Consider the following 25002-nt stretch of genomic DNA (forward strand, 5'->3'; position numbering starts at 1 on the left):
ATGACAGCGGCCCGGCAACATCATTGTTCTGTCATATAAAGCGCGTATCCCTGCCAGTAATGGGTGCGATCAGGGCGCACCCGCCACTCTCCACCGAGGTGTTTATGAGCGAAAACAGCCTGTCGTCATCCCCATCGGTTGCCGGACGTCCTAATCTCACTGGCAAGCGCAACCGCTTTTCAAAACCGCTGTTTGTGATTCTGCTGGTCGCCGGACTCTCCTTTGCCGGGTTTAATCTCTTTAGCGACGTGCAGGAGACCGACACGCCGATCACCAGCTACGTTCCCTTCTTTTTGCTGGGCCTGGCGCTGGTGATCGCGCTGGGGTTTGAGTTTGTCAACGGCTTCCACGACACCGCTAACGCAGTGGCGACGGTGATCTATACCCACTCGCTGACGCCCGGCGTCGCGGTGGTCTGGTCAGGCCTGTGCAACTTTCTCGGCGTACTGCTCTCCAGCGGCGTGGTGGCGTTCGGTATTATCTCGCTGCTGCCGGTAGAGCTGATTTTACAGGCGAGCAGCGGCGGCGGCTTCGCCATGGTCTATGCGCTGCTCTTCTCCGCCATTATCTGGAACCTGGGCACCTGGTATCTCGGCCTGCCCTCCTCCTCTTCCCATACGCTGATCGGTTCGATTATCGGCGTCGGCGTCGCCAATGCGCTGCTGCACGGCCGCAGCGGCATGAGCGGCGTGGACTGGGATCAGGCGATTAAGATCGGTTATTCGCTGATCCTCTCGCCGCTGGTGGGCTTTATCTGCGCCGCGCTGCTGCTGCTGGCGATGAAGGCCTTTATCCGCAACCGCGAGCTGTATGAAGCGCCGCAGAGCAACGAGCCGCCGCCAGCCTGGATCCGCGGCCTGCTGATCCTGACCTGTACCGGCGTCTCCTTCGCGCACGGCTCCAACGACGGCCAGAAAGGCATGGGGCTGATTATGCTGATTCTGGTGGGCACCATGCCGATCGCCTATGCGCTGAACCGCTCGCTGCCGCCGGATCAGATCCCGCGCGTGGCGGCGCTGGCGCAGGTAACGGAAAACCAGCTGCTGCAGCTACAGCCCGCCAGCGCCCGTCCGCCGGTCTCGCGCGACGTGCTTACCGACTACGTGCGCACCGGTCAGATGAACCCCAACGTGCTGCCCGCGCTGGCGCTGACACTGGGCGATATCAGCGAGCAGATCCGCCGCTACGGCTCAATGGAGAATATTCCGGCGCAGGCGGTGTCAAACACCCGTAACCAGATGTACCTGACCTCGGAGTCGATCAAGCATATTCAGGCCAGTAAAGTCGCGATGCCGGAAGAGACGCAGCGCAATCTGACGGCGATTAAGCAGGAGCTGGACAGCGCCACGCGCTTTATTCCGATGTGGGTGAAGGTGGTGGTGGCGATTGCGCTGGGCCTCGGCACCATGGTGGGCTGGCGTCGCATCGTGGTTACCGTGGGTGAGCGCATCGGCAAAACCCATCTCAACTACGCGCAGGGTGCCAGCGCTGAGCTGGTGGCGATGGCGACCATCGGCGCGGCGGACAGTTTTGGCCTGCCGGTTTCCACCACCCATGTGCTCTCGTCCGGCGTGGCGGGCAGCATGGCGGCCAACCGCTCCGGCCTGCAGCTCGCCACGCTGCGCAATCTGGCGATGGCGTGGATCCTGACGCTGCCGGTCTCTGTTCTGCTGGCTGCCGGGCTCTACGCCCTTTTCTCGCAGTTCTGATGGCTGACGGCGCGGCGTTACGCCGCGCCGCTATAGCGCTGCATCAGGCGCAGCGTAATGGCGAAGGCGCCCAGCACCATTATCGCCGCCGCCAGATAGACCGACTGCATGCCCCAGTAGCCAATCAGCAATCCCGCCACCGGGCCGGTCAGGCCGAGTCCCAGATCGAGAAACGCCGAGTAGACCCCGAGCGCCGAGCCCTGATCCTGCCGCTCTACCTGCTTTACCGCCTCCACGCCCAGCGCGGGGAAAATCAGCGAAAAGCCGCAGCCGGTCAGCAGCGCGCCGAAATCCACCAGCAGGCTGCTCTCTGCCTGCCAGATAATCAGCAGCCCGGCGCACTCCAGCAGCAAGGAGACGATAGCGACGCGCAGCCCGCCGAAACGCGTAATGGCACGGCTGAAGAGCAGGCGAAACAGCACAAAGCCGAGGCTAAACAGCGACAGCGCGAAGGCGGCGCCGCTCCAGTCGCGGCTGGCGAAATAGAGGGTAATAAAGGTCGAGATAACGCCGAAGCCGATGGTGCCGAAGCCGAGCGCCAGGCCAAACAGCCAGACGCGCGAAAAGACGCGATGAAACGGAATGCGCTGCCCCTGGCTCACCTCGACCGCCGGTTTGCGGCTCGCCAGCAGGTAACCCACGACGCCCATCAGCGCCACCAGACCCGCAAAGCCGCTGATGCCCAGCCCCTGGTTCAGCATCACCCCGAGCGGCGCGCCAATCGCCATCGCCAGGTAGGTGGCGACGCCGTTCCAGGAGATGACGCGTGCGGTCTGCAGCGGCCCAACGATGTTCATGCCCCACAGCGTGGAGCCGGTGCTGCTGAAGCTTTCGCCGACGCCGAGGAACAGGCGTCCGACGGCCAGCAGCAGCAGGCTGATCGACGGCCAGTCGCGGCACAGCGCGGCGATAATGGTCATCACGCCGCTCATACCGCAGAGCAGCGTGCCGAGCATAACTACCCGCTTTGGCCCCAGGCGATCCGCCAGCCGGCCCGACTGCGGACGGCTCAGCAGCGTGGCGAAATATTGCAGGCTGATGATCAGCCCCGCCATAAACGAGCTGAAGCCGAGCTGGTTATGCACGAATCCCGGCAGCACCGCCAGCGGCAGCCCGACAGAGAGATAGCAGAAGAAGGTGAAGATCAGAACAGAGAGAATGCGTTTGTTGAGTTGACCGTTAGTCAGTACCGCGACATCAGACATAGCAGGCTGGCTTGTTGTGAAAAATGGCTTTCACTATACGCTTAGCCTGCTAATGGGTCGCCTGAATTTTTGTCACAGGGCCAGAGCAACGGCCTGCTGGTCGATCGCCTCGGCGATAGCGGAGGAGTGTTTCAGCGCGCGAATATCGGTAAACAGACCGTCGGCCTGCGGATAGGCTTTGCGCAGGTAGCCGAGCCACTGCTTAATGCGCGCGACGTGGTAGAGGCCGGTATCGCCCTGCTTCTCCAGCCGCGTGTACTTCTGCAGCAGCGCCACCACCTCTGGCCAGGCCATCGGCGCCTCGTTGTACTTCACGACACGACTGAGGTTCGGCACGTTGAGCGCGCCGCGACCGATCATTACCGCATCGCAGCCGGTCGCTTTCAGACACGCCTGCGCGCTCTGCCAGTCCCAGATCTCGCCGTTCGCCACTACCGGGATGCGCAGCCGCTGGCGGATCTCGCCAATCGCCTGCCAGTTGATCGCCTCAGCGCGGTAGCCATCCTCTTTGGTGCGGCCATGTACCACCAGTTCGCTGGCGCCCGCCTGCTGCACCGCGTCGGCGATTTCAAAGCGCCGCTCGCCGGAATCCCAGCCGAGCCGCACTTTTACCGTGACCGGCAGATGCGACGGCACCGCCTCGCGCATCGCTTTCGCGCCGCGATAGATCAGCTCGGGATCTTTCAGCAGCGTGGCGCCGCCGCCGCTGCCGTTTACCAGCTTCGAGGGGCAGCCGCAGTTGAGATCGACGCCCCAGGATCCCAGCTCGGCGGCGCGCGCCGCGTTTTCCGCCAGCCACTCAGGATGCTGACCGAGCAGCTGCAAACGCACCCGCGTGCCCGAAGGCGTGCGGCTGCTGTTGCGCAGCTCGGGACAGAGCCGGTAAAACGATTTTACCGGCAGCAGCTGATCCACCACGCGCAAAAACTCGGTGACGCAGAGGTCATAATCGTTGACCTCGCTCAGCAGCTCGCGCACCAGCGAATCCAGTACGCCCTCCATCGGGGCAAGCAACACCCGCATGGCGTTACGCGGTTCCGGTTTTCTTCGCAGCCGGACGACGCGACGGACGCGCAGGCTTAGCGCCCTGCTCCGACTGGCTCTGACGGCGCGGCTGCGGCGCACGTTTGTCGCCCTGCGGACGTGAAGATGACGGCGCGCCGCCCTGTCCACGACCGCGACCGCGCGGCTGCTGTTGCTGGCCGCGACCGTTCTGAATCGGCTCCGCCTTGATGCTCGGATCCGGCTCGTAGCCCGGTACCGCCATGCGCGGGATCTCGCGCTTCAGCAGTCGCTCGATATCGCGCAGCAGCTTGTGCTCATCCACGCAGACTAACGAGAGCGCGGCGCCGGTTGCGGCGGCGCGGCCGGTACGGCCGATGCGGTGTACATAATCTTCCGCCACGTTCGGCAGCTCATAGTTCACCACGTGCGGCAGCTCTTCGATATCGAGACCGCGCGCGGCGATATCGGTCGCCACCAGCACGCGGATGGCACCGGTTTTAAAGTCGGCCAGCGCGCGGGTACGGGCGCCCTGGCTTTTATTGCCGTGGATCGCCGCGGCGGTGATGCCGTCTTTATTCAGCTGTTCTGCCAGGTGGTTGGCGCCGTGCTTGGTGCGGGTAAAGACCAGCACCTGCTGCCAGTTACCTTCGCCGATCAGCTGCGAGAGCAGCTCCCGCTTGCGCTTTTTGTCGACGAAATGCACCAGCTGCGATACCTGCTCAGAGGCGGTATTGCGGCGCGCCACTTCGACCTGCTCCGGGTTATGCAGCAGTTTTTCCGCCAGCGTTTTGATGTCGTCGGAGAAGGTTGCGGAGAAGAGCAGGTTCTGACGCTTCGCCGGCAGTTTGGCCAGCACGCGACGGATATCGTGGATAAAGCCCATGTCCAGCATGCGATCCGCTTCGTCCAGCACCAGCACTTCGATCTGCGACAGATCGACCGCGTTCTGGTGCTCCAGGTCGAGCAGGCGGCCCGGCGTGGCGACCAGAATGTCGACGCCGCCGCGCAGTTTCATCATCTGCGGGTTAATGCTGACGCCGCCGAATACCACCAGCGAACGCAGTTCAAGATATTTGCTGTAGTCGCGCACGTTTTCGCCGATCTGGGCGGCCAGCTCGCGCGTCGGCGTCAGGATCAGGGCGCGTACCGGACGGCGGCCGCGGCCCGATGCAGCCGTCGTTGAGAGTTTTTGCAGCAGCGGCAGCGTAAAGCCGGCGGTTTTGCCGGTACCGGTCTGCGCGCTGGCCAGCAGATCGCGCCCGGACAGCACCACAGGGATCGCCTGGCGCTGGATAGGCGTAGGTTCACGGTAGCCCTGTTCAGCGACCGCACGCAAAATATCGGCGCTCAGGCCGAGAGAGTCAAAAGACATTAAGTGTTTTACTCCGGTCCGCCCTGACCGCGATTCACGGTGTAGTTTTCAGGGGGGAAAGTGACGCCAGCCGAGGGCTAACGTGTGAAAAGGGCACAAACTACGATGCGTAAGCCAGGCAGTGTAGCAGCTTTCGTCGCGGGGTGCGAGAAAGGCGAAAATAACAGGGGCCGCCTTGCGGCAGCCCCCGGATAGCGAACCCAGAAGGTTAGCTACGCTTCTTCTGGATGCGCCCTGCCGGCTCCTTCGCCAGCAGCGAGACCAGCGCCGGCCCTACCAGCATCACCACGCCCAGCATGCCAATCAGCAGGGCGTTGTGTATGTAGCGCGAGACGATAAACAGCGTCATCATCGCCGCGCCAAAATAGTAGGTGGTGGTCGCTTCTTCAAGATAATCACCGATGCTACGCAAACGAACACTACGCTGCAGGACCAGCATGGCGATAAACACCACGGCATAGGCGGCTACCAGCGTGCTGCACACTTCGATCAGAGCTTTGTGTTTCCAGCCCCAGATCAGCGCGGCGATCACCAGCGCATGCATAGCAATATGCACGCAGGTTTGTCCGGTGATGATTTGAACACGATTAGACCATTTCATTCTTTTCTCCTGGCAGACCCAACAGATCGCCCAAGTGCAACCGGCACAGGCCGGTAACGGTTTCCTCAATGTAAAGCAATTTTCGGATAACGCCCTAAATTTCCATCCTTATCCGCACCCGTTTGTGACAAAGACTACACTTTACTTTTGTTGCTGATGAAAAGGAGTGCGTCGAGAGTATGCCACAAACTAAGCAAGGATTTTCCTTTAAAGTCCTGACGATCAATACCCACAAAGGATTTACCACCTTTAACCGTCGCTTCATCCTGCCGGAACTGCGCGAAGCGGTACGCGCCACCTCAGCAGATATCGTCTTTTTGCAGGAGGTGATGGGCACCCATGCCGTCCACCCTCTGCATCACGAGAACTGGCCGGGGACGCCGCACTACGAGTTTCTGGCTGACACCATGTGGAACGATTTCGCCTATGGCCGCAACGCCGTCTATCCAGAAGGGCACCACGGGAACGCGATTTTGTCACGGTTTCCCATTCAGGAGTATGAAAATCGCGATATTTCTGTTGCAGGAAGTGAAAACCGCGGCATGTTGCACTGCAAAATCAGCCTGCCGGAGCCGCACGGCACGCTACACGTTATTTGCGTGCATCTGGGCCTGAAAGAGGCGCACCGCCACGCCCAGATGAAGATGATGTGCGACATGGTGGCCTCGCTGCCGCACGACGCGCCGCTGGTAGTGGCGGGTGATTTCAACGACTGGCAGCTGCGCGCCAATCACATTCTGAAGCATGGCGCAGGATTAAAAGAGGTTTTCAGCATGAAACACGGTCGCCCGGCGCGCACCTTCCCTGCGCGCTTTCCGCTGCTGCGGCTCGATCGTATTTACGTACGCAACGCCACCGTCAGCCAACCCTGGGCGCTGCCGCGTAAGCCCTGGTCGCACCTGTCCGATCACGCCCCGCTCGCCGTGGAGATCCACCTATGAATTTTGAATGGCGAGAAGGCAACAGTCTGCGCCTGCTGGAAAACGGCGAAGAATTTTTCCCGCGCGTATTCGGCGCGATTCAGCGCGCCGAGCGCAGCGTGATGCTGGAGACCTTTATCCTGTTTGAGGATGAGGTCGGCAACGCGCTGCACCGCGAGCTGCTGACTGCCGCGCAGCGCGGCGTAAAGATAGAGGTGATGGTGGACGGCTACGGCTCGCCGGATCTCTCCGACAAATTTGTTAACAGCCTGACGGCTGAGGGCGTGCGCTTTATCTATTACGATCCGCGTCCGCTGGTGATGGGGATGCGCACCAACGTCTTCCGCCGCCTGCACCGGAAAATCGTGGTGGTGGATGAGGTTATTGCCTTTGTTGGCGGCATTAACTTCTCCGCCGAGCACAACACCAGCTACGGCCCGGAGGCGAAGCAGGACTACGCCGTCGAGGTCAAAGGCCCCATCGTTGACGATATCACCCGCTACGTGCGTGAGGCGATGGGCAGCGAAGCGGTAACGCGCCGCTGGTGGGGCGGCCGCTCCCATCGTCCGGCGGTTAACGCCACCCCCGGCAACGCCCAGGTGCTGTTCGTCTATCGCGACAACGACGACCACCGCGACGATATTGAAAAGCACTACCTCGATATGCTGCGCACCGCGAAAGAGGATGTGATTATCGCCAACGCCTACTTTTTCCCCGGCTATCGTCTGCTGCGCGAGATGCGCAACGCGGCGCAGCGCGGCGTGCGGGTCAGGCTAATCGTGCAGGGCGAACCCGATATGCCGATTGTTAAAGTCGGCGCGGAGCTGCTCTATAACTACCTGGTCGATGCGGGCGTTGAAGTCTATGAATATATTCGCCGCCCGCTGCACGGCAAGGTGGCGGTGCAGGATCGCCAGTGGTCGACCGTCGGCTCCAGCAACCTCGATCCGCTGAGCCTGTCGCTTAACCTTGAAGCCAATCTGATCGTCTACGATCGCGACTTCAACCAGACGCTGCGCGATAACCTGGAGCAGCTGCTGGCGAAAGATTGCCAGCGCGTGCAGGAAGATCGGCTGCCGCCGCGCAACTGGTGGCAGCTGACCAAAAGCGTGGTGGTGTTTCACTTCTTACGCCATTTCCCGGCCATCGCAGGCTGGCTTCCCGCGCACACGCCGCTGATTGCGCAGGTCGACCCGCCGGTTCAGCCGGAGATGGAGACGCAAGACCGTGTCGAAACAGACAATGAAGGGGCTAAATCCTGATGGCGGAAAAACATCCAAAGTGGAAGCTGGCGAAGAAGGTGCTGACCTGGCTCTTTTTCATTGCGGTGATTGTGCTGCTGGTGGTCTACGCGCGCAAAGTGAACTGGGAAGATGTCTATAACGTCATCGTCAACTATAACCGCCTCGCGGTGCTGAGCGCTGTCGCGCTGGTGATCGTCAGCTACCTGACCTACGGCTGTTATGATCTGATCGGCCGCGCCTACTGCGGCCACAAGCTGGCGAAGCGGCAGGTGATGCTGGTCTCCTTTATCTGCTACGCCTTTAACCTGACGCTAAGCACCTGGGTTGGCGGCGTGGCGATGCGCTACCGGCTCTATTCGCGGCTGGGGCTGGACAGCGCCACCATCACGCGCATCTTCTCGCTCAGCATCGCCACCAACTGGCTCGGCTATATCCTGCTGGCGGGGGTGGTGTTCAGCGCCGGCATGGTGCCGATCCCCGGCGGCTGGTTTATCGGCGAGACGACGCTGCGCATTATCGGCGTCGTACTGCTGGCGGTGGTGGCGATCTTTCTCTGGGCCTGCGCCTTTTCTAAGCGCCGCAAGTGGACTATCCGGCGTCAGACGCTGCAGCTGCCGTCGCTGCGCATGGCGCTGTTTCAGTTCGCTGTCTCTTCCGCTAACTGGCTGGTGATGGGCGCGATTATCTGGCTGCTGCTGGCGCGTCAGGTGGATTACCCTGTTGTGCTCGGCGTGCTGCTGATCAGCAGTATCGCCGGGGTGATTATTCATATTCCGGCCGGGATTGGCGTACTGGAGGCGGTGTTCCTGGCGCTGCTGAGCGGACAGCATGCGTCGCACGGCACCATTATCGCCGCGCTGCTCGCCTATCGTGTGCTCTATTTCATCCTGCCGCTGCTGCTGGCGCTGGTGCTCTATCTGATGCTGGAGAGTCGCGCGAAGCATCTGCGCGCGAAGAATGAACAGAAACTGCAGAAGAGTGCCTAGTGCGGCACTGCTCCATCCCGCCAGCCCGGCCGGGATGGAGCACTTTACCGGTTAACGACGGTTGCCGAAGATACGCAGCAGCATCAGGAACAGGTTGATAAAGTCGAGATAGAGCCTCAGCGCGCCCATAATTGAATAGCGGCGCAGCGACTCGCGGTCGCGCACGTCGATCTGCTCGCCAATCTGGCGCAGCTGCTGGGTATCCCAGGCGGTCAGTCCCACAAACAGCACCACGCCGATATAGGTAATTGCCCACATCAGCGCCGGGCTTTTCAGCCAGTAGTTCACCAGCGACGCCAGCAGAATACCAATCAGCCCCATAAACAGCAGGCTGCCGAAGCGGCTGAGATCGCGTTTCGTGGTATAGCCGTAAAAGCTCATCGCGCCAAACATCCCCGCCGTGATAAAGAAGGTGCTGGCGATAGAGGTATAGGTATAGGCGATAAAGATGCTGGCCATTGTCAGCCCGGTCAGGGCGGAATAGAGCATAAACAGCCCGGTAGCAACCGCGCCGCTCAGGCGATTCACCATGCCGGAGAGCACAAAGACCACCGCCAGCTGGGCGATAATCAAACCGAAGAAGGTCATACGGCTGGAAAAGATAAAGAACATAATGCGTTCGTTGCCTGCCGCATACCAGGCGACAAAGGCGGTGAGCAGTAACCCGCAGGTCATCCAGCCGTAGACCTGCGCCATATAGGTTTGCAGGCCGCTGGTCGCGGGCTGCACCAGAGAATCATTGCGTGGATATCGATCCATGATGCACCTCATGTAAGTGAAAAGGCGCCGGCAAGCCGACGGATATGCCTAATTGTGGCACAGCATAGCTTAACTGACCCACAACGCGCGCTTCAGCGGCGCGATAAACACTGTTGGTAACGGCTGTCGACGCGCTGCGCGAACCAGGCCGTGGTGAGATTGCGGGTGATTTTCGGGCTCTCCAGCCTGATGCCCGGCAGCATCTCACGCGGCAGCGGGCGACCGGCCATCTTGTCCGCCAGCGCGAAAACCTGCTTCCAGAGCGTGCTGTCGCTGAAGCTCGCCTGCTCCCCTTTCTCCAGGTCGCGGCGAATGGCGCTGTCGCTCATATCAATCTGCTTCGCCAGGGTGCGCACCGCCAGCTCCGTCGCGCCCGCCTTGTCCGAACCGTAAAGGATCAGATCGCCATCCAGCGCCAGCTTCATTCCGGTGGCGCGCGCCACCGCCGCCTGGAAGGCCGCGTTGCGGCTGGCGTACCAGCCGGCGTTAAAGTCGGCGAAGCGGTAGAGCGGCTTGCTGTAGTCCGCCGGATAGCCAAGCAGATGCATAATGCCAAAGTACATGCCGCCGTGGCGGGTAAAGACCTCGCGACGAATCGACCCGTCTACCGGCCACGGATAGCCTTTGGCATGGGCTTCAGCAAAGCTGATACTCACCTGCATCGGGCCGCCGGTGTGGATCGGGTTCAGGTTACCGAACAGCGTCTGCCCCATCGGCACCATATCAATAAAGTCGTCGAAGATGGCGCTCAGCTCTTTTTCGCTGCGCACTTTGTCGAGCCGCGCCGCATAGCTCTCGCCGTTAGAGGATTTGATCAGCAGCGCGGTGCGCACCAGGAAGGCCGGCACATGCACTTTCGCCGCGCGGCGCTCAATTTCACCCCAGGCGATTTTCGACAGGCCGGGCACCGCCGCCTCGGCGCTGAAGTTCGACTCCTGATCGGACACGGCGATGGCGGCGCACAGATTGCTGACGCTGGGGTCGATCTGCTGGGTGCGGAACGCGGTGTAGATATCTGTAGCCCAGCCGGGCTTATCGCTGACGTGGGCGGGCAGCAGGCGCTGAATTTGCGCCTTGACGTCGGCCGGCTGACGCACCGGCGCCTCGGGCGTTTTTTTGCTGCTACAGCCCACCAGCACCAGCGCGGCGAGCAGTGAGAAACGTTTGAGGGATGCGGAAACTGACATAGCTGTCCTTGCAGGAAAACAAACCCTTACCTTAGCACCGAAGCGCGGACAAACCATCAGACAGGGCGTAAATTCCCATGCTGCCGTCGCGCTTGCGTATCGCCGTTTCTCAGCCAGGCTGAGGTTTTCTCGCGTAAAAGGAAATAGTTATGCAAAAACTCTGGCTCGGTGCCGCCATTGCCCTGCTGCTCAGCGGCTGTGGCGCAAATAATACGCCCGCTCAGGTCGCCTCGCCCGGTGCGCCCACCTCGGCAAAAATGAAAGCGCTCGCCACCGGCGCAGACCTGCTGCAGTCGCGTCCGCCCATTGAGGCGATCAACACCTATCTCGACGGCTTTCACTTCTATAACGGCGACCAGAATGGCCAGATGGAGGCGCACCACTACGTGACGGTGCTGAACGACGACGTGATGCAGGCGGTAATCTACGACGGCAACACCAAAGACGCGCGGCTGATGGGGGTGGAATACATTATCAGCGCGCGGCTCTATCAGAGCCTGCCGCCGGAAGAGAAAAAGCTGTGGCACAGCCATGAATATGAGGTGAAATCGGGCACGCTGATTGCGCCGGGCCTGCCGCAGGCGGCGGACCACGCGCTGATGGCGCGCATCGCCAACACCTACGGTAAAACCTGGCACACCTGGCATACCGATCGCGATAAAACCCTGCCGATCGGCATACCGGCGCTGATGATGGGCTTTACCGCCGACGGCCAGCTCGATAACCGCCTGCTGGCGGATCGCGACAAACGTTTTGCTATCGACAGCCGCAAGCTGCGGGCGTCGCGCGCCGATATTGTCACCCAGCCGGTAGTGCCGGGCGCCAACGCGTGGCAGCGCGGCGAGGTTATCCAGCTAAAACGCGTCTCCGGCGGCGGCGAACACGCTCACGGCAAGACCCATTTCGGTCCGGCGGAGCAGCTCAGCAAGCCTTAATCCCAGCGCTGCGCGGCCTGATGGTCGCTGTCGCGGGCGTCGACCCAGCGATCGCCCTGGGCGGTGGCTTCACGCTTCCAGAAAGGGGCGCGGGTTTTCAGGTAGTCCATAATAAATTCCGCGGCGGCGAAGGCGCTGCCGCGGTGCGCGCTGGTGACGCCGACAAACACAATCTCATCGCCAGGGAACAGCTCGCCGATGCGGTGGATAACGCTGACGCGCTGGAGCGGCCAGCGGCTGCGCGCCTCCTCGACAATTTCGTGCAGCGCTTTTTCCGTCATCCCCGGATAGTGCTCAAGGGTAAGCGCGGCGACGCTGTCGCCCAGATTGTGGTTGCGCACCTTGCCGGTAAAGGTCACCACCGCCCCATCTTCACTGGAGGTTGAAAGCCAGGCGTACTCGTCAGCCATGCTGAAAGGCGCCGCGCCGACGCGAATTTGCGTTGCCATCCTAACCTCCCGTGACCGGCGGGAAAAACGCCACTTCGTCACCGGCCTTCAGCGGATGTGACATCGGCACCAGGGTCTGATTTACGGCGGCCAGCAGTTTGCCCGGCTCCAGCGCCAGCGCCCAGCGATCGCCTTTTTGCGCCAGCGCAGCGCGCAGCGTCGCCACGTCGGGAAAGTCGGCGGGCATCTCCAGCGCGCTGGTGCCTGCCAGCTCGCGCACCTGGGCAAAAAACAGCACCTTAATCATGGGCCACCGCCTGGAAATCGCCGGACTTGCCGCCGCTTTTGCTCAGCAGGCGCAGCTGATCAATAACGATATCTTTCTGCACCGCTTTACACATGTCGTAAATGGTCAGCGCCGCCACCGACGCGGCGGTGAGCGCTTCCATTTCGACGCCGGTTTTGCCGCTCAGGCGGCAGAGAGAGGTAATGCGCACGCGCTGATGTTCCGGCTCGGCGACCAGGTTAACTTCAACTTTGCTCAGCATCAGCGGATGACAGAGCGGGATCAGCTCCCAGGTGCGCTTGGCGGCCTGAATGCCGGCGATGCGCGCCGTGGCGAAGACATCGCCTTTATGGTGGCTGCCGTCGACGATCATCTGCAGCGTCTCGGCGGCCATCAGCACCAGCGCCTCCGCGCGCGCCTCGCGCACCGTTTCCGCCTTGGCGGAGACGTCGACCATATGGGCTTCGCCCGCGGCATTAATATGTGTCAGTTGCATGGCTTACAGCTTCTTTAGGTGTGAAACGAAATTACAGGGGCCGGTGCGGGCGTCGATCTGGTCGGCGATAATGCGCTCCCAGGCGCTCTCGCAGGCGCTGGTGGAGCCCGGCACGGCGAAAATCAGCGTGCCGTTAGCCATACCGGCGACGGCGCGCGACTGCAGCGTCGAGCCGCCGATATCCTCCCAGGAGAACATGCGAAACAGCTCGCCGAAACCCTCAATTTTGCGATCGAACAGCGGCTCAATCGCCTCTGGCGTATTGTTCTTCGCGTTAAATCCCGTGCCGCCGTTGATCACCACCACCTGCACATCCAGGCTGGCGATCCAGCGCGACACGATGGCGCGAATGCGGTAGCGATCTTCAGCGACGATGGCGTGATCGACCACCACGTGACCCGCTTCGTGCGCGGCAGCGCGCAGATAATCGCCGGAGGTGTCGCTGCTGGCGTCGCGTCGATCGGAAACGGTCAGCACCGCCAGGTTGACCGGAATAAATTCACCCGTAGATTTGCCCATTGGCTCGCTCCTGAGATTAACCGCCGATAAAGGAAAGGTTCTGCGTGATGCCGGTATTCCCCTGATGCAGGAAGTGCGTCTGCTTCTTCGCGCCCAGGCTGTGCGCGATACGCGCCTGCAGCTCCCCCTGCTGCGCGTCAGAAACCAGCAGATCGCGCAGCGGCACGCCGCTGTCGCCAAACAGGCAAAGGTGCAGATTGCCGTGCGCCGAGACGCGCAGACGGTTGCAGCTGGCGCAGAAATCACGCGAATAGGGCATAATCAGGCCGATCTCGCCAACGTAGTCAGGGTGATAAAAGACCTGAGCCGGACCGTCGCTGCGGCCGCGTTCGCGGCGCTGCCAGCCCTGCGCCACCAGCTGGTCGCGGATCACCGCGCCAGAGACGTGCTGCTGGCGGAACAGCGCGCCGCCCTCGCCTGTCTCCATCAGCTCGATAAACCGCAGCTGAATCGGGCGCGTGCGGATCCAGTCGAGAAAGGTTTGCAGACTGCGGCTGTTGAGGTCGCGCATCAGCACGCTGTTGACTTTGACCTGCTGGAAACCCGCGTCGAAGGCGGCGTCGATGCCCGCCATCACCTGATGGAACTTATCCTGTCCGGTAATGGCGTGGAACTGGCGCGCGTCGAGACTGTCTACGCTGACGTTCAGCGCCGTCAGCCCGGCATCGCGCCAGGCGGCGACGTCACGCGCCAGCCGATAGCCGTTGGTGGTAACGGCGATCTGACGAATGGCGCGGTTTTCCCGCACGGCGGCGATAATATCGGTAAAATCGCGACGCAACGACGGCTCGCCGCCGGTCAGACGCACCTTTTCGGTGCCGGCCGCGGCGAAAGCGCGCGTAACGCGTCGAATTTCATCGAGTGAAAGAAAGCTTTTGTTGCGCACGCCCTGCGGCTTGTAGCCGTCGGGCAGGCAGTAGGTGCAGCGGAAGTTACAGACATCCGTCACCGAGAGACGCAGGTAATAAAACCGACGTGCAAATGCATCAGTAAATTGTGACACCAGAACACCTTTTCCAAATACGGGAGATGCAGGCATTTCTTTCTGCACCCTGGCAGCGCGTCGGCTGCGGCCTGCACCCCCTATCATTTGACTTAGGCGTACAGGCTTTGAGTGTATGTCGCCCACATGGACGACATGGTTGGCAAATGGTAGCGCGAATTTGGCTGCTCTGCCATCCACTAATTTCGCTGTATATATTGATATACAACGTTTTTTCGCCGCATTTTCGCGGCAGTAGCGTTAATATGGCCCGCTAAAAAAGATGCCGTTACGGTTAGTCGGCAGCGGGTGTAAAGAGGAAATATGAACCGAACTTTGTCAGACCTCGATCGCGTGGTGGCGCTGGGCGGCGGACACGGGCTGGGACGCGTGATGTCCGCCCTGTCGCCGCTGGGCTCGCGCCTGACCGGCATTGTCACCACCACCGATAACGGCGGCTCTACCGGGCGCATTCGCCGTTCAGAAGGCGGTATCGCCTGGGGCGACATGCGCAACTGCATCAATCAGCTCATCACCGAGCCGAGCGTCGCCTCGGCGATGTTTGAGTATCGCTTTACCGGCAACGGCGAGCTGTCCGGGCATAACCTGGGCAACCTGATGCTGAAAGCGCTGGACCACCTTAGCGTCAGGCCGCTGGAGGCGATCAATATTATTCGCAACCTGCTCAAGGTTGACGCCTTTCTTATCCCGATGTCGGAGCAGCCGGTCGACCTGGTGGCGTTAGACAGCGAAGGCAATATGGTTTACGGCGAAACCGACATTGACGCCATGCAACAGCCGCCGCAGGAGCTTATGCTGCACCCGAACGTCACGCCGACGCGCGAAGCGCTGGAGGCGATCGCCGAAGCGGATCTGATTCTGATCGGACCGGGCAGCTTTTATACCAGCCTGATGCCGAGCCTGCTGATGGAGGAGATGGCGCGCGCGCTGCGCCGTACGCCCGCCACCATGGTGTTTATCGGCAACCTGGGGCGCGAGCTGAGTCCTGCCGCCGCCAGCCTGACGGTGGCGGATAAGCTGGCAATGATGGAGAAATATATCGGCAAGCGGGTCATTGACGCGGTGGTGGTCAGCCCGGCCGCCGATACCGCCGGCGTGGAAGATCGCCTGATCGTCCGCGAGCCGCTGGAGGCCGCCGATATCCCCTATCGTCACGACCGCCAGCTGCTGCGCGTGGCGCTGGAACACGCCATCCAGCGATTTAGCTAAGCCGCTACGAGGCGGCGATAAAGAGTTCGCGCAGCTGATGCAGCTTGTCGCGCACGTTCGCCGCCTCTTCGAACTCCAGGTTTTGCGCATGCTGCTGCATCTGCGTCTCCAGCTCGTGGATCTTCTTCTGCAGCGCCTGGGGCGTCAGCGCCAGATAGCTGGCATCCGCCTCGGCGGCACCGCGGCTGCTGGCTTTGGCTTTGCCGCGCGTCTTGATGACGTTCTGACCCAGCTCAAGGATATCGGTGATCTTCTTGTTGAGCCCCTGCGGCACAATGCCTCTTTCCTCGTTGTACTTCTGCTGCTTCTCGCGACGGCGTTCAGTCTCTTCAATGGCGCGCGCCATGGAGTTGGTGATCTTGTCGGCGTAGAGGATCGCCTTGCCGTTAACGTTACGCGCGGCGCGTCCGATGGTCTGGATCAGCGAGCGTTCTGAACGCAGGAAGCCCTCTTTGTCCGCATCGAGGATCGCCACCAGCGACACTTCCGGCATATCCAGCCCTTCGCGCAGCAGGTTGATCCCCACCAGCACGTCGAACTCGCCGAGACGCAGATCGCGGATGATCTCCATACGCTCGACGGTATCGATATCTGAGTGCAGATAGCGCACCTTCTCGCCGTGCTCTTCAAGGTATTCGGTAAGATCTTCCGCCATACGCTTGGTCAGCGTCGTCACCAGCACGCGCTCGTTGAGGGTAACGCGCTTGCGGATCTCCGACAGCAGATCGTCCACCTGGGTCGCCACCGGACGCACCTCCAGCAGCGGATCGAGCAGGCCGGTAGGACGCACCACCTGATCGATCACCTCGCCACCCGACTTCTCCAGCTCATAGTTGCCCGGCGTCGCCGAGACGTAGATAGTCTGCGGCGCCAGCGCCTCAAACTCTTCGAACTTCATTGGGCGGTTATCGAGCGCGGAAGGCAGGCGGAAGCCATACTCCACCAACGTCTCTTTACGCGCGCGGTCGCCTTTATACATGCCGCCGATTTGCGGAATGGTAACGTGCGATTCATCGACGATCAGCAGCCCGTCGGCGGGCAGATAGTCGAACAGGGTCGGCGGCGGCTGGCCCGGCCCGCGCCCGGAGAGGTAGCGCGAGTAGTTTTCGATGCCCGAGCAGTAGCCAAGCTCGTTCATCATCTCCAGATCGAACTGGGTGCGCTGCGTCAGGCGCTGCTCTTCCAGCAGCTTATTGTTCTCCAGCAGCACCCGACGGCGATCCGCCAGTTCAACTTTGATATCTTCCATCGCCTGCAGGATACGTTCGCGCGGCGTAACGTAGTGCGTTTTGGGATAGATCGTAAAGCGCGGCACGGTGGAGAGAATCTGTCCGGTAAGCGGATCGAACAGCGACAGCCGCTCGACCTCTTCATCGAACAGCTCGACGCGCAGCGCGGTATCTTCCGACTCCGCCGGGAAGATATCGATCACTTCGCCGCGCACGCGGAAGGTGCCGCGCTGAAACGCCTGGTCGTTGCGCGCATACTGCAGCTCCGCCAGACGGCGCAGAATGCTGCGCTGATCGATAATCATGCCGCGCGTCAGGTGCAGCATCATTTTCAGATAGAGATCGGGATCGCCGAGGCCGTAAATAGCGGAAACTGACGCCACCACGATCACGTCGCGACGCTCCAGCAGCGCCTTAGTCGCCGACAGACGCATCTGCTCAATATGTTCGTTTACCGAGGCGTCTTTTTCGATAAAGGTGTCGGAGCTCGGCACATAGGCTTCAGGCTGGTAGTAGTCGTAGTAGGAGACGAAGAACTCCACCGCGTTATCGGGGAAGAACTCTTTCATCTCACCATAGAGCTGCGCCGCCAGGGTTTTGTTGGGTGCCAGCACCATCGCCGGCCGGTTGAGATCGGCAATAACGTTGGCGACGGTAAAGGTCTTGCCGGAGCCGGTTACGCCGAGCAGCGTCTGATGGGCAAGACCATCCTCCAGCCCCTCTTTGAGGCGACGAATCGCCTCTGGCTGGTCGCCGGAGGGCTGAAAGGCGGAATTTAGTTTAAAGACTTTACTCATGAGATGCGGTTCCTGCTGAAGAATGCGGCGGCTAGCCGAGTCATTTTACTCTGCCGTGGCGATTTTGCCAGAAAATAATACTGGATAAATCACCAGTAACGCGGCACATTAGCAGGCTGGCGCCGCGCTGCGCCTCTCTCGCTGTAACAGTGCGACAACATTTTTGCCGTTGCGCAAGGTTATCCCCAGCCGGAGCGGATTTATAACATTTGTCAAGAGACCGTCATTAAATTTCAGCCGTAATAAGCAGCGGAGAATTCTCAGGCTTGTTTTTTATTAACTATCTGTTTTATATATAAATAATCCAAAAGCCCAGTTTCTCAGCATTATGTAACCAGGCCGCGTATTTCCTCGCTTGCGCTCTGTTTTCACTGTCTAATGCACAAGGTTATCCACAGGAATGGTGGATAACTAAAGGCAGCCCTTTCGCCATCGGCTGTGCATAATTTTTTGTTGTTAAGCCGCCCGCGTGAAAAAAAATTTTTTCCGCTTAAATTCCCGCCGAAAACGTGGCGGTTAGCTATGCTTTTTCAGCCTGGCGCTGAATTTTCAATCAGCCGCGACCCACTTTAAGACCAGCTAAATTCAACAGGCTGCCTTGTCACAGCCCTGTTGCACCAGAAACGTTAACGCATCAGCACCGTGAAAGTGCAGCACCCTGATTACCTGAAGCAATTGTTAAGCATTTTTCATCTTTTCCCGGCTAATTGTGCCCCGCTGAAGCTTTAACTGCCTCAGGACGATTCTGGCCCGGTAATTGCAATGTTTATCGGGAGAGTTGAGGGAAGTAAGGCAAGGCGACATTCGCGATAGCGCCACCGTTGAAGACTTGTTTGCCAGACGTCAAAGAGCGGAAGCATTCAGGCAAAATCTGCAAGAGGAGAGTCAGATGCTGAGTTTACGTTCGGTGAATCAGTTTTATGGGCAGAACCATATTCTGTGGGATGTGGATCTCGACCTGCCGCCCGGCACCTGCACCGGCGTGCTGGGGCGTTCGGGCATGGGAAAAACCACGCTGGTAAACTGCATTATGGGTCGCCTGCCAGTTAACAGCGGCTCGATGACCTGGCAGGAGGATGGCTTTCCGCCGCGCGATCTGCTGCTACAGCCGGCCGAGCAGCGCGCGCGCATGGGCATCGGCTATGTGCCGCAGGGACGCCATATCTTCTCGCAGATGAGCGTGGAGGATAATCTGCTGATCGCCCTGCTGGCGGGCAGCGGTCAGAGCGAAAAACCGCACGTGATCCCCGAGATGGTGTTCGACCTGTTTCCGGCGCTCTATTCGCTGCGACAGCAGCGCAGCGGCGAATTGCCGGTTGACCAGCAGCAGCAGCTGGCGCTGGCGCGTGCGCTGGTGCTGCGTCCCAGACTGCTGATTCTTGACGAGCCCACCGATGGCATGTCGCCCTGGCTGGAAGAGGAGATGGGCAATCTGATCCGCCGCCTGAATCTGGATTACGGCCTGACCGTGCTGCTGCTGGAGCAACGCGTCTCGCTGATCCGCCGCGTCGCCGACTACTTTCTGCTGCTGCACCGCGGCCGCAACGTCGCGCAGGGGCGCGTGGCGCAGCTGGATGATCTCACCGTCAACAAGTGGCTGACGGTGAGCTGAACGCTAGCGGGGCAGCGTTACGAAGCGGCCGCAGTCCGCCTGCGCCGCCGCGTCGGGCAGCCAGGGGATTTCGCCGAGAAACGGGGCGGGAATACGCTGTTTCAGCGTCGCCATATAGGCCTGATGCCGCTTGCCCGGCGGTTCGATATCGTTGGCGATCCAGCCCGCCAGCCGCAGGCCGCGCGCCTGCACCGCATCGGCGGTGAGCATGGCGTGATTGATGCAGCCCAGTTTGACCCCGACGACCAGAATGACCGGCAGCTGCTCCTGCGCAACCCAGTCGGCGTAGGTTTGCGTCTCTGACAGCGGCGTATACCAGCCGCCTGCCCCCTCGACCAGCACCCACTCCGCCTGCGCCTCCAGTGCGCGCAGCCCGCTTGAGAGCGTGTCAAAGGCGATAGGCCTGCCCTCTTCCGCGCTGACGATATGGGGCGCTGTCGGCTCAATAAATGCCAGCGGATTGACCTGCTCATAGCGCAGTGCCAGGCTGCTGTAGCGCTGCAGTGCCAGCGCGTCGCTGTTGCGCGCGCCCTCCGGCGTGACGTCGCAGCCGGACGCTACCGGCTTATAGCCGGCGGTGCGGTAGCCCGCCGCGCTCGCCGCCTGCAGCAGCGCGCCGCTGGCAACGGTTTTGCCGACCTCGGTGTCGGTACCGGTAATAAACCATTTCATCGTTGCGTGACTCCAAAAATCAGTTGATAGGTCAGACGGTAGCCCTGCGCATCGCGCGGCCACAGCGCTTCGAGCCGCGCCAGCCGCTGCCGCGTCAGCGGCGCGCCGTCCCGGCCCTGGTGCAGATGCGTGGCGCCGATGCCCTTCAGCGATCGCATCGCGCTCAGCGCGCTGGGAAAATGCATCACCTGCGTCTGACGGATAAAGCAGAGATTGAGACCGGCGCCTGCCGCGCGCACCCGATCTTCAGTTAAAAAGCGATTGGCGTGCTCGCCGACGCCCAGCGGGCGCCAGGCGTCGTGCACCTCCTGCAGCGAACCGGCCAGCAGCGTTGAGAAGAGCATGACGCCGTCGGGACGCAGCACGCGAGCGAACTGCTGCAGCGCGGTGCGCAAATCGCTGCTCCACTGCACCGCCAGATTACTCCAGACGCAATCGACGCTCTGGCTCGCCAGCGGCAAGGCGTCGATATCGCCCGCCAGATAGCTGCTCGCCGCGTCGAGGCTGCGCGCCTGCCGCAGCATCTGCGGCGAGAGATCGAGCGCCACGACGCGCTGCCCGCGCTGTTGCCACAGGCGGCTGTACCAGCCGGTGCCGCAGCCCGCATCGAGCAGATCGCCCTCGACCAGGGGCGGTGCCAGCGCCAGCAGGGCGTCGCCGCAGCGGCGCTGCAGCTCGGCGTGCTGTTCGTAATGGCCCGCCGCGCGGCCAAACGCGCGCGCTACCGCCTCTTTATTCACCCGCAGCGTCATGCAGCGCCTCCAGCAGTGCGTCGATATCCTCTGCCCGATGGGCAGCGGTCAGGGTAATGCGCAGCCGCGCGGTGCCGGGCGGCACGGTCGGGGGGCGAATGGCGCTGACCCAGCAGCCCGCCTGCGCCAGCCGCTGCGACAGCGCCAGCGCGGCACCGTTGTCGCCGACGATCAGCGGCTGTATCGCGCTGTCGGACGGCATCAGCGACCAGGGCAAGCCCGCCGCGCCGCGGCGAAAGCGCTGAATATTGTCGCTGAGCCGCTGACGCAGGGCGTCGCCGCGCTGCACCTCGCCCAGCGCCGCCAGCAGCGCGCTCGCCTGAGCGGGCGGCATCGCCGTGGAGTAGATAAGGTGACGGGAGAACTGCAGAAAATAGTCGGCGGTGGCGTCATCGCACAACAGCGCCGCGCCGCTGACGCCGAAGGCCTTGCCAAAGGTGACCACCAGCAGCTCCGGCTTAACACCCTGCCGCCAGCAGCTGCCGCGCCCCTGCTCGCCCACCACGCCGACGCCGTGGGCGTCATCCACCAGCAGCCAGCCGTCGGCGCGGCGGGCAGCGGCGGCGATCTCCGCCAGCGGCGCGCTGTCGCCGTCCATGCTAAAGATCCCCTCGGTAATCACCAGGGTTTCGCCGTCGCACGGCGACGCCAGCCGCTGCGTCAGGCTTGCGACATCGTTATGGTGAAAGCGGCGCAGCGTCGCAGGCGTATGGCCCGCCGCATCAAGCAGCGAGGCGTGCGCCAGCCTGTCGGCGATAATGCGGTCCTGTTTCTGCGCCAGCAGATGCACAATCGCCTGATTGGCGGCGAAGCCGGAGATAAACAGCAGCGCGCGCGAATAGCCGAGCCAGTCGGCGAGCTGCGCCTCCAGTTCGCCGTGGCGTTCGCTGTAGCCGGTGACGTGGCTCGACGCGCCAGCCCCCGGCGCCCCCTGACGCCAGCCGGCGATCACTGCCGGATGCTGGCTCAGGCCGAGATAGTCGTTGCTGGAAAAGTGGCGGTACAGGTTGCCCTCAATCTGCAGCGTGCGGGTATCGTTGCGCGCTACCAGACGGCGCTGCCGCCAGCCATCAGCGGCGCGGCGCATCGCCAGCGCCTGCGCCATACGCGTGGAGAAGCTCATTACAGCGCCGCGTTATAGAACTGTTCTGTGTCGGCGTGGAACAGCTGCTCGCTCAGCTGCTGCTGCTGTTCGTTATCGCCGTGTGCGGTGTGGGTATGTTCCGGGTTAAGGCCCAGCTTGCGGAACAGCAGCAGGTCTTTATCCTCTTCCGGGTTCGGCGTGGTGAGCAGCTTGCAGCCGTAGAAAATAGAGTTGGCACCCGCCATAAAGCACATCGCCTGGGTCTGCTCGTTCATCTGCTCACGGCCCGCTGAGAGGCGTACGTGCGAGGTCGGCATCATGATGCGCGCCACGGCGATGGTGCGAATAAAGTCGAACGGCTCGACGTCGTCATTGTCCGCCAGCGGCGTGCCTTTGACCTTTACCAGCATATTAATGGGCACGCTCTCCGGCGGCGTCGGCAGGTTCGCCAGCTGCACCAGCAGTCCGGCGCGGTCGCTTACGGTCTCACCCAGCCCGACGATGCCGCCCGAGCAGACTTTGATCCCGGCGTCGCGCACTTTGCCGAGCGTATCCAGCCGCTCCTGATAGCTGCGCGTGGTGATGATGCTGCCGTAAAATTCCGGCGAGGTGTCGAGATTGTGGTTATAAAAATCGAGCCCGGCGCCCGCCAGCCGCTGCGCCTGACTGTCGCTTAGCGTGCCAAGCGTCATGCAGGTTTCCATTCCCAGCGCTTTTACGCCCTGCACCATCTGCTCCAGATAGGGCATGTCGCGGTCGTTAGGGTTTTTCCACGCCGCGCCCATGCAGAAGCGGCTCGATCCCGCCGCTTTTGCTTTGCGCGCCGACGCCAGCACCTCCTGCACCTCCATCAGCCGCTCGGACTCAAGGCCGGTTTTATAGCGGGCGCTCTGCGGACAATATTTGCAGTCTTCCGGGCAGGCGCCGGTTTTAATCGACAGCAGCGTGCTGACCTGAACCTGGCGCGGGTCGAAATGCTGGCGGTGCACCTGCTGCGCCTCAAACATCAGCTCAAGAAAAGGTTTATCAAACAGCGCCTGCGCCTGCGCCAGAGTCCAGTGTTGTGCCATTGCCTACTCCAAAAAAAGGGTGTCATCCCGACAGTTAACGTGGTTATACTTGTAAACTAAATCTTTTTATTTTTGTTTACAACTACCATGTTCACCTCTCAGGACGCCGAATTTGACCGCCAGCACATCTGGCATCCCTATACCTCAATGCGCGATCCCTTGCCCTGCTATCCGGTGGTCGCAGCGCAGGGCACGCAACTGCAGCTGGCTGACGGCCGCGAGCTGGTGGACGGCATGTCCTCCTGGTGGGCGGCGATCCACGGCTATAACCACCCGCGCCTGAACAAGGCGATGCAGGATCAGATGGCGCAGATGTCGCATGTGATGTTCGGCGGCATTACGCATCCTGCGGCGGTGAAACTCTGCCGCCAGCTGGTGGCGATGACGCCCGCCGCGCTGGAGTGCGTATTTCTCGCCGATTCTGGTTCGGTCGCGGTGGAAGTGGCGATGAAGATGGCGATGCAGTACTGGCTGGGCCGCGGCGAAACGCGCCAGCAGTTTCTTACGCTGCAGCGCGGCTACCACGGCGACACCTTTGCGGCGATGTCGGTGTGCGATCCCGATAACTCGATGCACAGCCTGTGGCGCGGCTATCTGCCGATGCACCACTTCGCCGCCGCGCCGCAGTGCCGCTTTGACGATCCCTGGGACGAGCGCGACGCGGATGACTTTGTCCGCCTGATTGAGCAGCACCATGCGCAGCTTGCCGCGGTGATCCTTGAGCCCATCGTGCAGGGCGCGGGGGGAATGCGCTTCTATCATCCGCGCTATCTGCAGCGGGTGCGCGCCTGCTGCGATCGCTATGATGTGCTGCTGATCGCCGACGAAATCGCCACCGGCTTCGGCCGCAGCGGCAAACTTTTCGCCTGCGAACATGCAGAGGTGACGCCCGATATTCTCTGCGTCGGCAAGGCGCTGACCGGCGGCATGATGACGCTGGCAGCGACCCTGACCACGCGCCGCGTCGCCGAGGCTATCAGCGACAGCCCGGCGGGCTGTTTTATGCACGGGCCGACCTTTATGGGCAATCCGCTGGCGTGCGCCGTCGCCGCAGAGAGCCTCGCGCTGCTTAACGAAGGCCACTGGCCGCAGCAGGTGGCGCGCATTGAGCAGCAGCTGCGCGACGAGCTGATGCCGCTGCGCGCTGCGCCGCAGGTGGCGGATGTGCGCGTGCTGGGGGCGACTGGCGTTGTTGAGACGCGTCGTCCGGTGAATATGGCCGCGCTGCAGCGCTTTTTCGTCGAGCGCGGCGTCTGGATCCGTCCCTTTGGCCGCCTGATCTATCTGATGCCGCCCTATATCATCACGCCGCAGGCGCTGCGCCAGCTCACCCAGGCGATTGCCGAGGCGCTGACGCAGGAGGCGCATTTCAGCGCGTAAACGTCGCTAACTGCTGGAACCGCCTCTGTTTTTCGCTAAGATGGAAAGCGTTCATACTGAAGGTTCATGACAACCGAGGAGAGAAGATGCGCGTTTTCAGCAATGACTTTAACGACGGCGACAAAATGCCGGAGCGCCAGGTGTTTAACGGCATGGGCTACCAGGGGGATAACATCTCTCCGCACCTGGCGTGGGACGATGCGCCGGAAGGCACCAAAAGTTTCGTTGTGACCTGTTTCGATCCCGATGCGCCGACCGGTTCCGGCTGGTGGCACTGGGTGGTGGTAAATATTCCCGCCAGCACCCAGCTGCTGGAGCAAGGCGCCGGTTCCGGCCAGGCGATGCTGCCGCAGGGGGCGCTGCAGACGCGCACCGATTTCGGCAAAGCGGGCTACGGCGGCGCAGCGCCGCCGCAGGGCGAAAGCCATCGCTATATTTTTACCGTGCATGCGCTGGATGTAGAGACGATTGAGGTAGACGCCGAGGCAAGCGGTGCCATGGTCGGCTTTAACGTGCACTTCCATGCGCTGGCGAGCGCCAGCATTACGGTGAACTATTCGTAACGGATTTGAAGGCGGCGC

The 25002-nt window shown here is 61.6% G+C and carries 25 protein-coding genes and 1 riboswitch; of the genes, 9 read left to right on the forward strand and 16 right to left on the reverse strand.

Annotated features, from left to right (window positions below):
* Nucleotides 1-104: 104 nt before the first annotated feature.
* Entirely contained in the window at nt 105-1709 is a 1605-nt protein-coding gene (locus LB453_RS16025) for an inorganic phosphate transporter (RefSeq protein WP_103794898.1), read from the forward strand.
* Between the two features lie 17 nt (nt 1710-1726).
* Here the strand turns inward: LB453_RS16025 and LB453_RS16030 are convergent, their stop codons facing one another.
* The 4 genes from LB453_RS16030 to LB453_RS16045 all read right to left on the reverse strand — a co-directional run bounded on the left by LB453_RS16030 (nt 1727) and on the right by LB453_RS16045 (nt 5892).
* Nucleotides 1727-2914, reverse strand: a complete 1188-nt coding sequence (locus LB453_RS16030; protein WP_103794899.1) for an MFS transporter — start codon at nt 2912-2914, stop codon at nt 1727-1729.
* 72 nt (nt 2915-2986) lie between these two features.
* Complete coding sequence (gene dusC, locus LB453_RS16035; protein WP_103794900.1) at nt 2987-3937, reverse strand: tRNA dihydrouridine(16) synthase DusC; 951 nt, start codon at nt 3935-3937, stop codon at nt 2987-2989.
* Nucleotides 3938-3941: 4 nt separating this feature from the next.
* Complete coding sequence (rhlE, locus tag LB453_RS16040) at nt 3942-5291, reverse strand: ATP-dependent RNA helicase RhlE (RefSeq protein WP_103794901.1); 1350 nt, start codon at nt 5289-5291, stop codon at nt 3942-3944.
* Nucleotides 5292-5499: 208 nt separating this feature from the next.
* The gene (locus LB453_RS16045) at nt 5500-5892 is read right to left on the reverse strand and encodes a YbhQ family protein (RefSeq protein ID WP_103794902.1); all 393 of its coding nucleotides are present in this window, start codon (nt 5890-5892) and stop codon (nt 5500-5502) included.
* A 179-nt stretch (nt 5893-6071) separates the two neighbouring features.
* On the opposite strand from LB453_RS16045, the gene LB453_RS16050 reads away from it, so the two are divergent.
* Genes LB453_RS16050 through LB453_RS16060 form a run of 3 tightly spaced genes read left to right on the forward strand, consistent with a single transcriptional unit; the run spans nt 6072 to nt 9042 of the window.
* Nucleotides 6072-6833, forward strand: a complete 762-nt coding sequence (locus LB453_RS16050) for an endonuclease/exonuclease/phosphatase family protein (protein WP_103794903.1) — start codon at nt 6072-6074, stop codon at nt 6831-6833.
* On the forward strand, nt 6830-8074 hold the full coding sequence (gene clsB / locus LB453_RS16055; protein ID WP_103794904.1) for a cardiolipin synthase ClsB: 1245 nt from the start codon (nt 6830-6832) through the stop codon (nt 8072-8074). The genes LB453_RS16050 and clsB overlap by 4 nt, the downstream gene beginning before the upstream one ends.
* Entirely contained in the window at nt 8074-9042 is a 969-nt protein-coding gene (locus LB453_RS16060) for a lysylphosphatidylglycerol synthase domain-containing protein (RefSeq protein WP_103794905.1), read from the forward strand. The genes clsB and LB453_RS16060 overlap by 1 nt, the downstream gene beginning before the upstream one ends.
* Before the next feature lie 51 nt (nt 9043-9093).
* On the opposite strand, the gene LB453_RS16065 is transcribed toward LB453_RS16060, so the two are convergent.
* Nucleotides 9094-9801: a Bax inhibitor-1 family protein gene (locus LB453_RS16065; protein WP_103794906.1), complete on the reverse strand. Its 708-nt coding sequence runs from the start codon at nt 9799-9801 to the stop codon at nt 9094-9096.
* Nucleotides 9802-9893: 92 nt separating this feature from the next.
* Entirely contained in the window at nt 9894-10988 is a 1095-nt protein-coding gene (locus LB453_RS16070) for a DUF1615 domain-containing protein (RefSeq protein ID WP_103794907.1), read from the reverse strand.
* 149 nt (nt 10989-11137) lie between these two features.
* On the opposite strand from LB453_RS16070, the gene LB453_RS16075 reads away from it, so the two are divergent.
* The gene (locus tag LB453_RS16075; RefSeq protein WP_103794908.1) at nt 11138-11923 is read left to right on the forward strand and encodes an OBAP family protein; all 786 of its coding nucleotides are present in this window, start codon (nt 11138-11140) and stop codon (nt 11921-11923) included.
* Here LB453_RS16075 and moaE read toward each other — a convergent pair.
* The 5 genes from moaE to moaA form a co-directional block, all read right to left on the reverse strand.
* On the reverse strand, nt 11920-12372 hold the full coding sequence (gene moaE / locus LB453_RS16080) for a molybdopterin synthase catalytic subunit MoaE (RefSeq protein ID WP_103794909.1): 453 nt from the start codon (nt 12370-12372) through the stop codon (nt 11920-11922). The genes LB453_RS16075 and moaE overlap by 4 nt on opposite strands.
* Nucleotide 12373: 1 nt before the next feature.
* The gene (moaD, locus tag LB453_RS16085) at nt 12374-12619 is read right to left on the reverse strand and encodes a molybdopterin synthase sulfur carrier subunit (RefSeq protein ID WP_103794910.1); all 246 of its coding nucleotides are present in this window, start codon (nt 12617-12619) and stop codon (nt 12374-12376) included.
* Complete coding sequence (gene moaC, locus LB453_RS16090) at nt 12612-13094, reverse strand: cyclic pyranopterin monophosphate synthase MoaC (protein WP_103794911.1); 483 nt, start codon at nt 13092-13094, stop codon at nt 12612-12614. Before moaC ends, moaD begins: the two co-directional genes overlap by 8 nt.
* Before the next feature lie 3 nt (nt 13095-13097).
* A complete protein-coding gene (gene moaB / locus LB453_RS16095; protein ID WP_103794912.1) occupies nt 13098-13613 on the reverse strand; it encodes a molybdenum cofactor biosynthesis protein B in 516 nt (171 codons plus the stop codon).
* 16 nt (nt 13614-13629) lie between these two features.
* Nucleotides 13630-14616 carry a GTP 3',8-cyclase MoaA gene (moaA, locus tag LB453_RS16100; RefSeq protein WP_224481519.1) on the reverse strand — a complete coding sequence of 329 codons (987 nt, stop codon included), beginning with the start codon at nt 14614-14616 and terminating at the stop codon, nt 13630-13632.
* Nucleotides 14606-14740, reverse strand: a riboswitch (molybdenum cofactor riboswitch). Its footprint overlaps the gene before it by 11 nt.
* Before the next feature lie 179 nt (nt 14741-14919).
* On the opposite strand from moaA, the gene LB453_RS16105 reads away from it, so the two are divergent.
* Entirely contained in the window at nt 14920-15825 is a 906-nt protein-coding gene (locus LB453_RS16105) for a uridine diphosphate-N-acetylglucosamine-binding protein YvcK (protein WP_103794914.1), read from the forward strand.
* Between the two features lie 4 nt (nt 15826-15829).
* On the opposite strand, the gene uvrB is transcribed toward LB453_RS16105, so the two are convergent.
* Complete coding sequence (gene uvrB / locus LB453_RS16110) at nt 15830-17851, reverse strand: excinuclease ABC subunit UvrB (protein WP_224481520.1); 2022 nt, start codon at nt 17849-17851, stop codon at nt 15830-15832.
* Nucleotides 17852-18740: 889 nt separating this feature from the next.
* Between uvrB and LB453_RS16115 the strand changes: the two genes are divergently transcribed.
* A complete protein-coding gene (locus tag LB453_RS16115) occupies nt 18741-19463 on the forward strand; it encodes an ABC transporter ATP-binding protein (protein WP_103794916.1) in 723 nt (240 codons plus the stop codon).
* A 3-nt stretch (nt 19464-19466) separates the two neighbouring features.
* On the opposite strand, the gene bioD is transcribed toward LB453_RS16115, so the two are convergent.
* From bioD to bioB, 4 genes are read right to left on the reverse strand one after another with little or no spacing between them, the layout of a single operon-like run.
* Complete coding sequence (bioD, locus tag LB453_RS16120; RefSeq protein WP_103794917.1) at nt 19467-20135, reverse strand: dethiobiotin synthase; 669 nt, start codon at nt 20133-20135, stop codon at nt 19467-19469.
* Nucleotides 20132-20887 carry a malonyl-ACP O-methyltransferase BioC gene (gene bioC / locus LB453_RS16125; protein ID WP_103794918.1) on the reverse strand — a complete coding sequence of 252 codons (756 nt, stop codon included), beginning with the start codon at nt 20885-20887 and terminating at the stop codon, nt 20132-20134. The genes bioD and bioC overlap by 4 nt, the downstream gene beginning before the upstream one ends.
* The gene (locus tag LB453_RS16130; RefSeq protein WP_103794919.1) at nt 20868-22010 is read right to left on the reverse strand and encodes an 8-amino-7-oxononanoate synthase; all 1143 of its coding nucleotides are present in this window, start codon (nt 22008-22010) and stop codon (nt 20868-20870) included. The genes bioC and LB453_RS16130 overlap by 20 nt, the downstream gene beginning before the upstream one ends.
* Complete coding sequence (bioB, locus tag LB453_RS16135) at nt 22010-23041, reverse strand: biotin synthase BioB (RefSeq protein ID WP_103794920.1); 1032 nt, start codon at nt 23039-23041, stop codon at nt 22010-22012. The genes LB453_RS16130 and bioB overlap by 1 nt, the downstream gene beginning before the upstream one ends.
* 87 nt (nt 23042-23128) lie before the next feature.
* Here bioB and bioA point away from each other — a divergent pair, with 87 nt between their 5' ends.
* Nucleotides 23129-24421, forward strand: a complete 1293-nt coding sequence (gene bioA, locus LB453_RS16140; RefSeq protein WP_103794921.1) for an adenosylmethionine--8-amino-7-oxononanoate transaminase — start codon at nt 23129-23131, stop codon at nt 24419-24421.
* A gap of 86 nt (nt 24422-24507) precedes the next feature.
* Nucleotides 24508-24984, forward strand: coding sequence for a kinase inhibitor (locus tag LB453_RS16145; RefSeq protein WP_103794922.1), 477 nt, complete (start codon nt 24508-24510; stop codon nt 24982-24984).
* The last annotated feature ends 18 nt before the right edge of the window (nt 24985-25002 follow it).

It is taken from the genome of Pantoea agglomerans (genome assembly GCF_020149765.1).
GTDB lineage: Bacteria > Pseudomonadota > Gammaproteobacteria > Enterobacterales > Enterobacteriaceae > Pantoea > Pantoea alvi.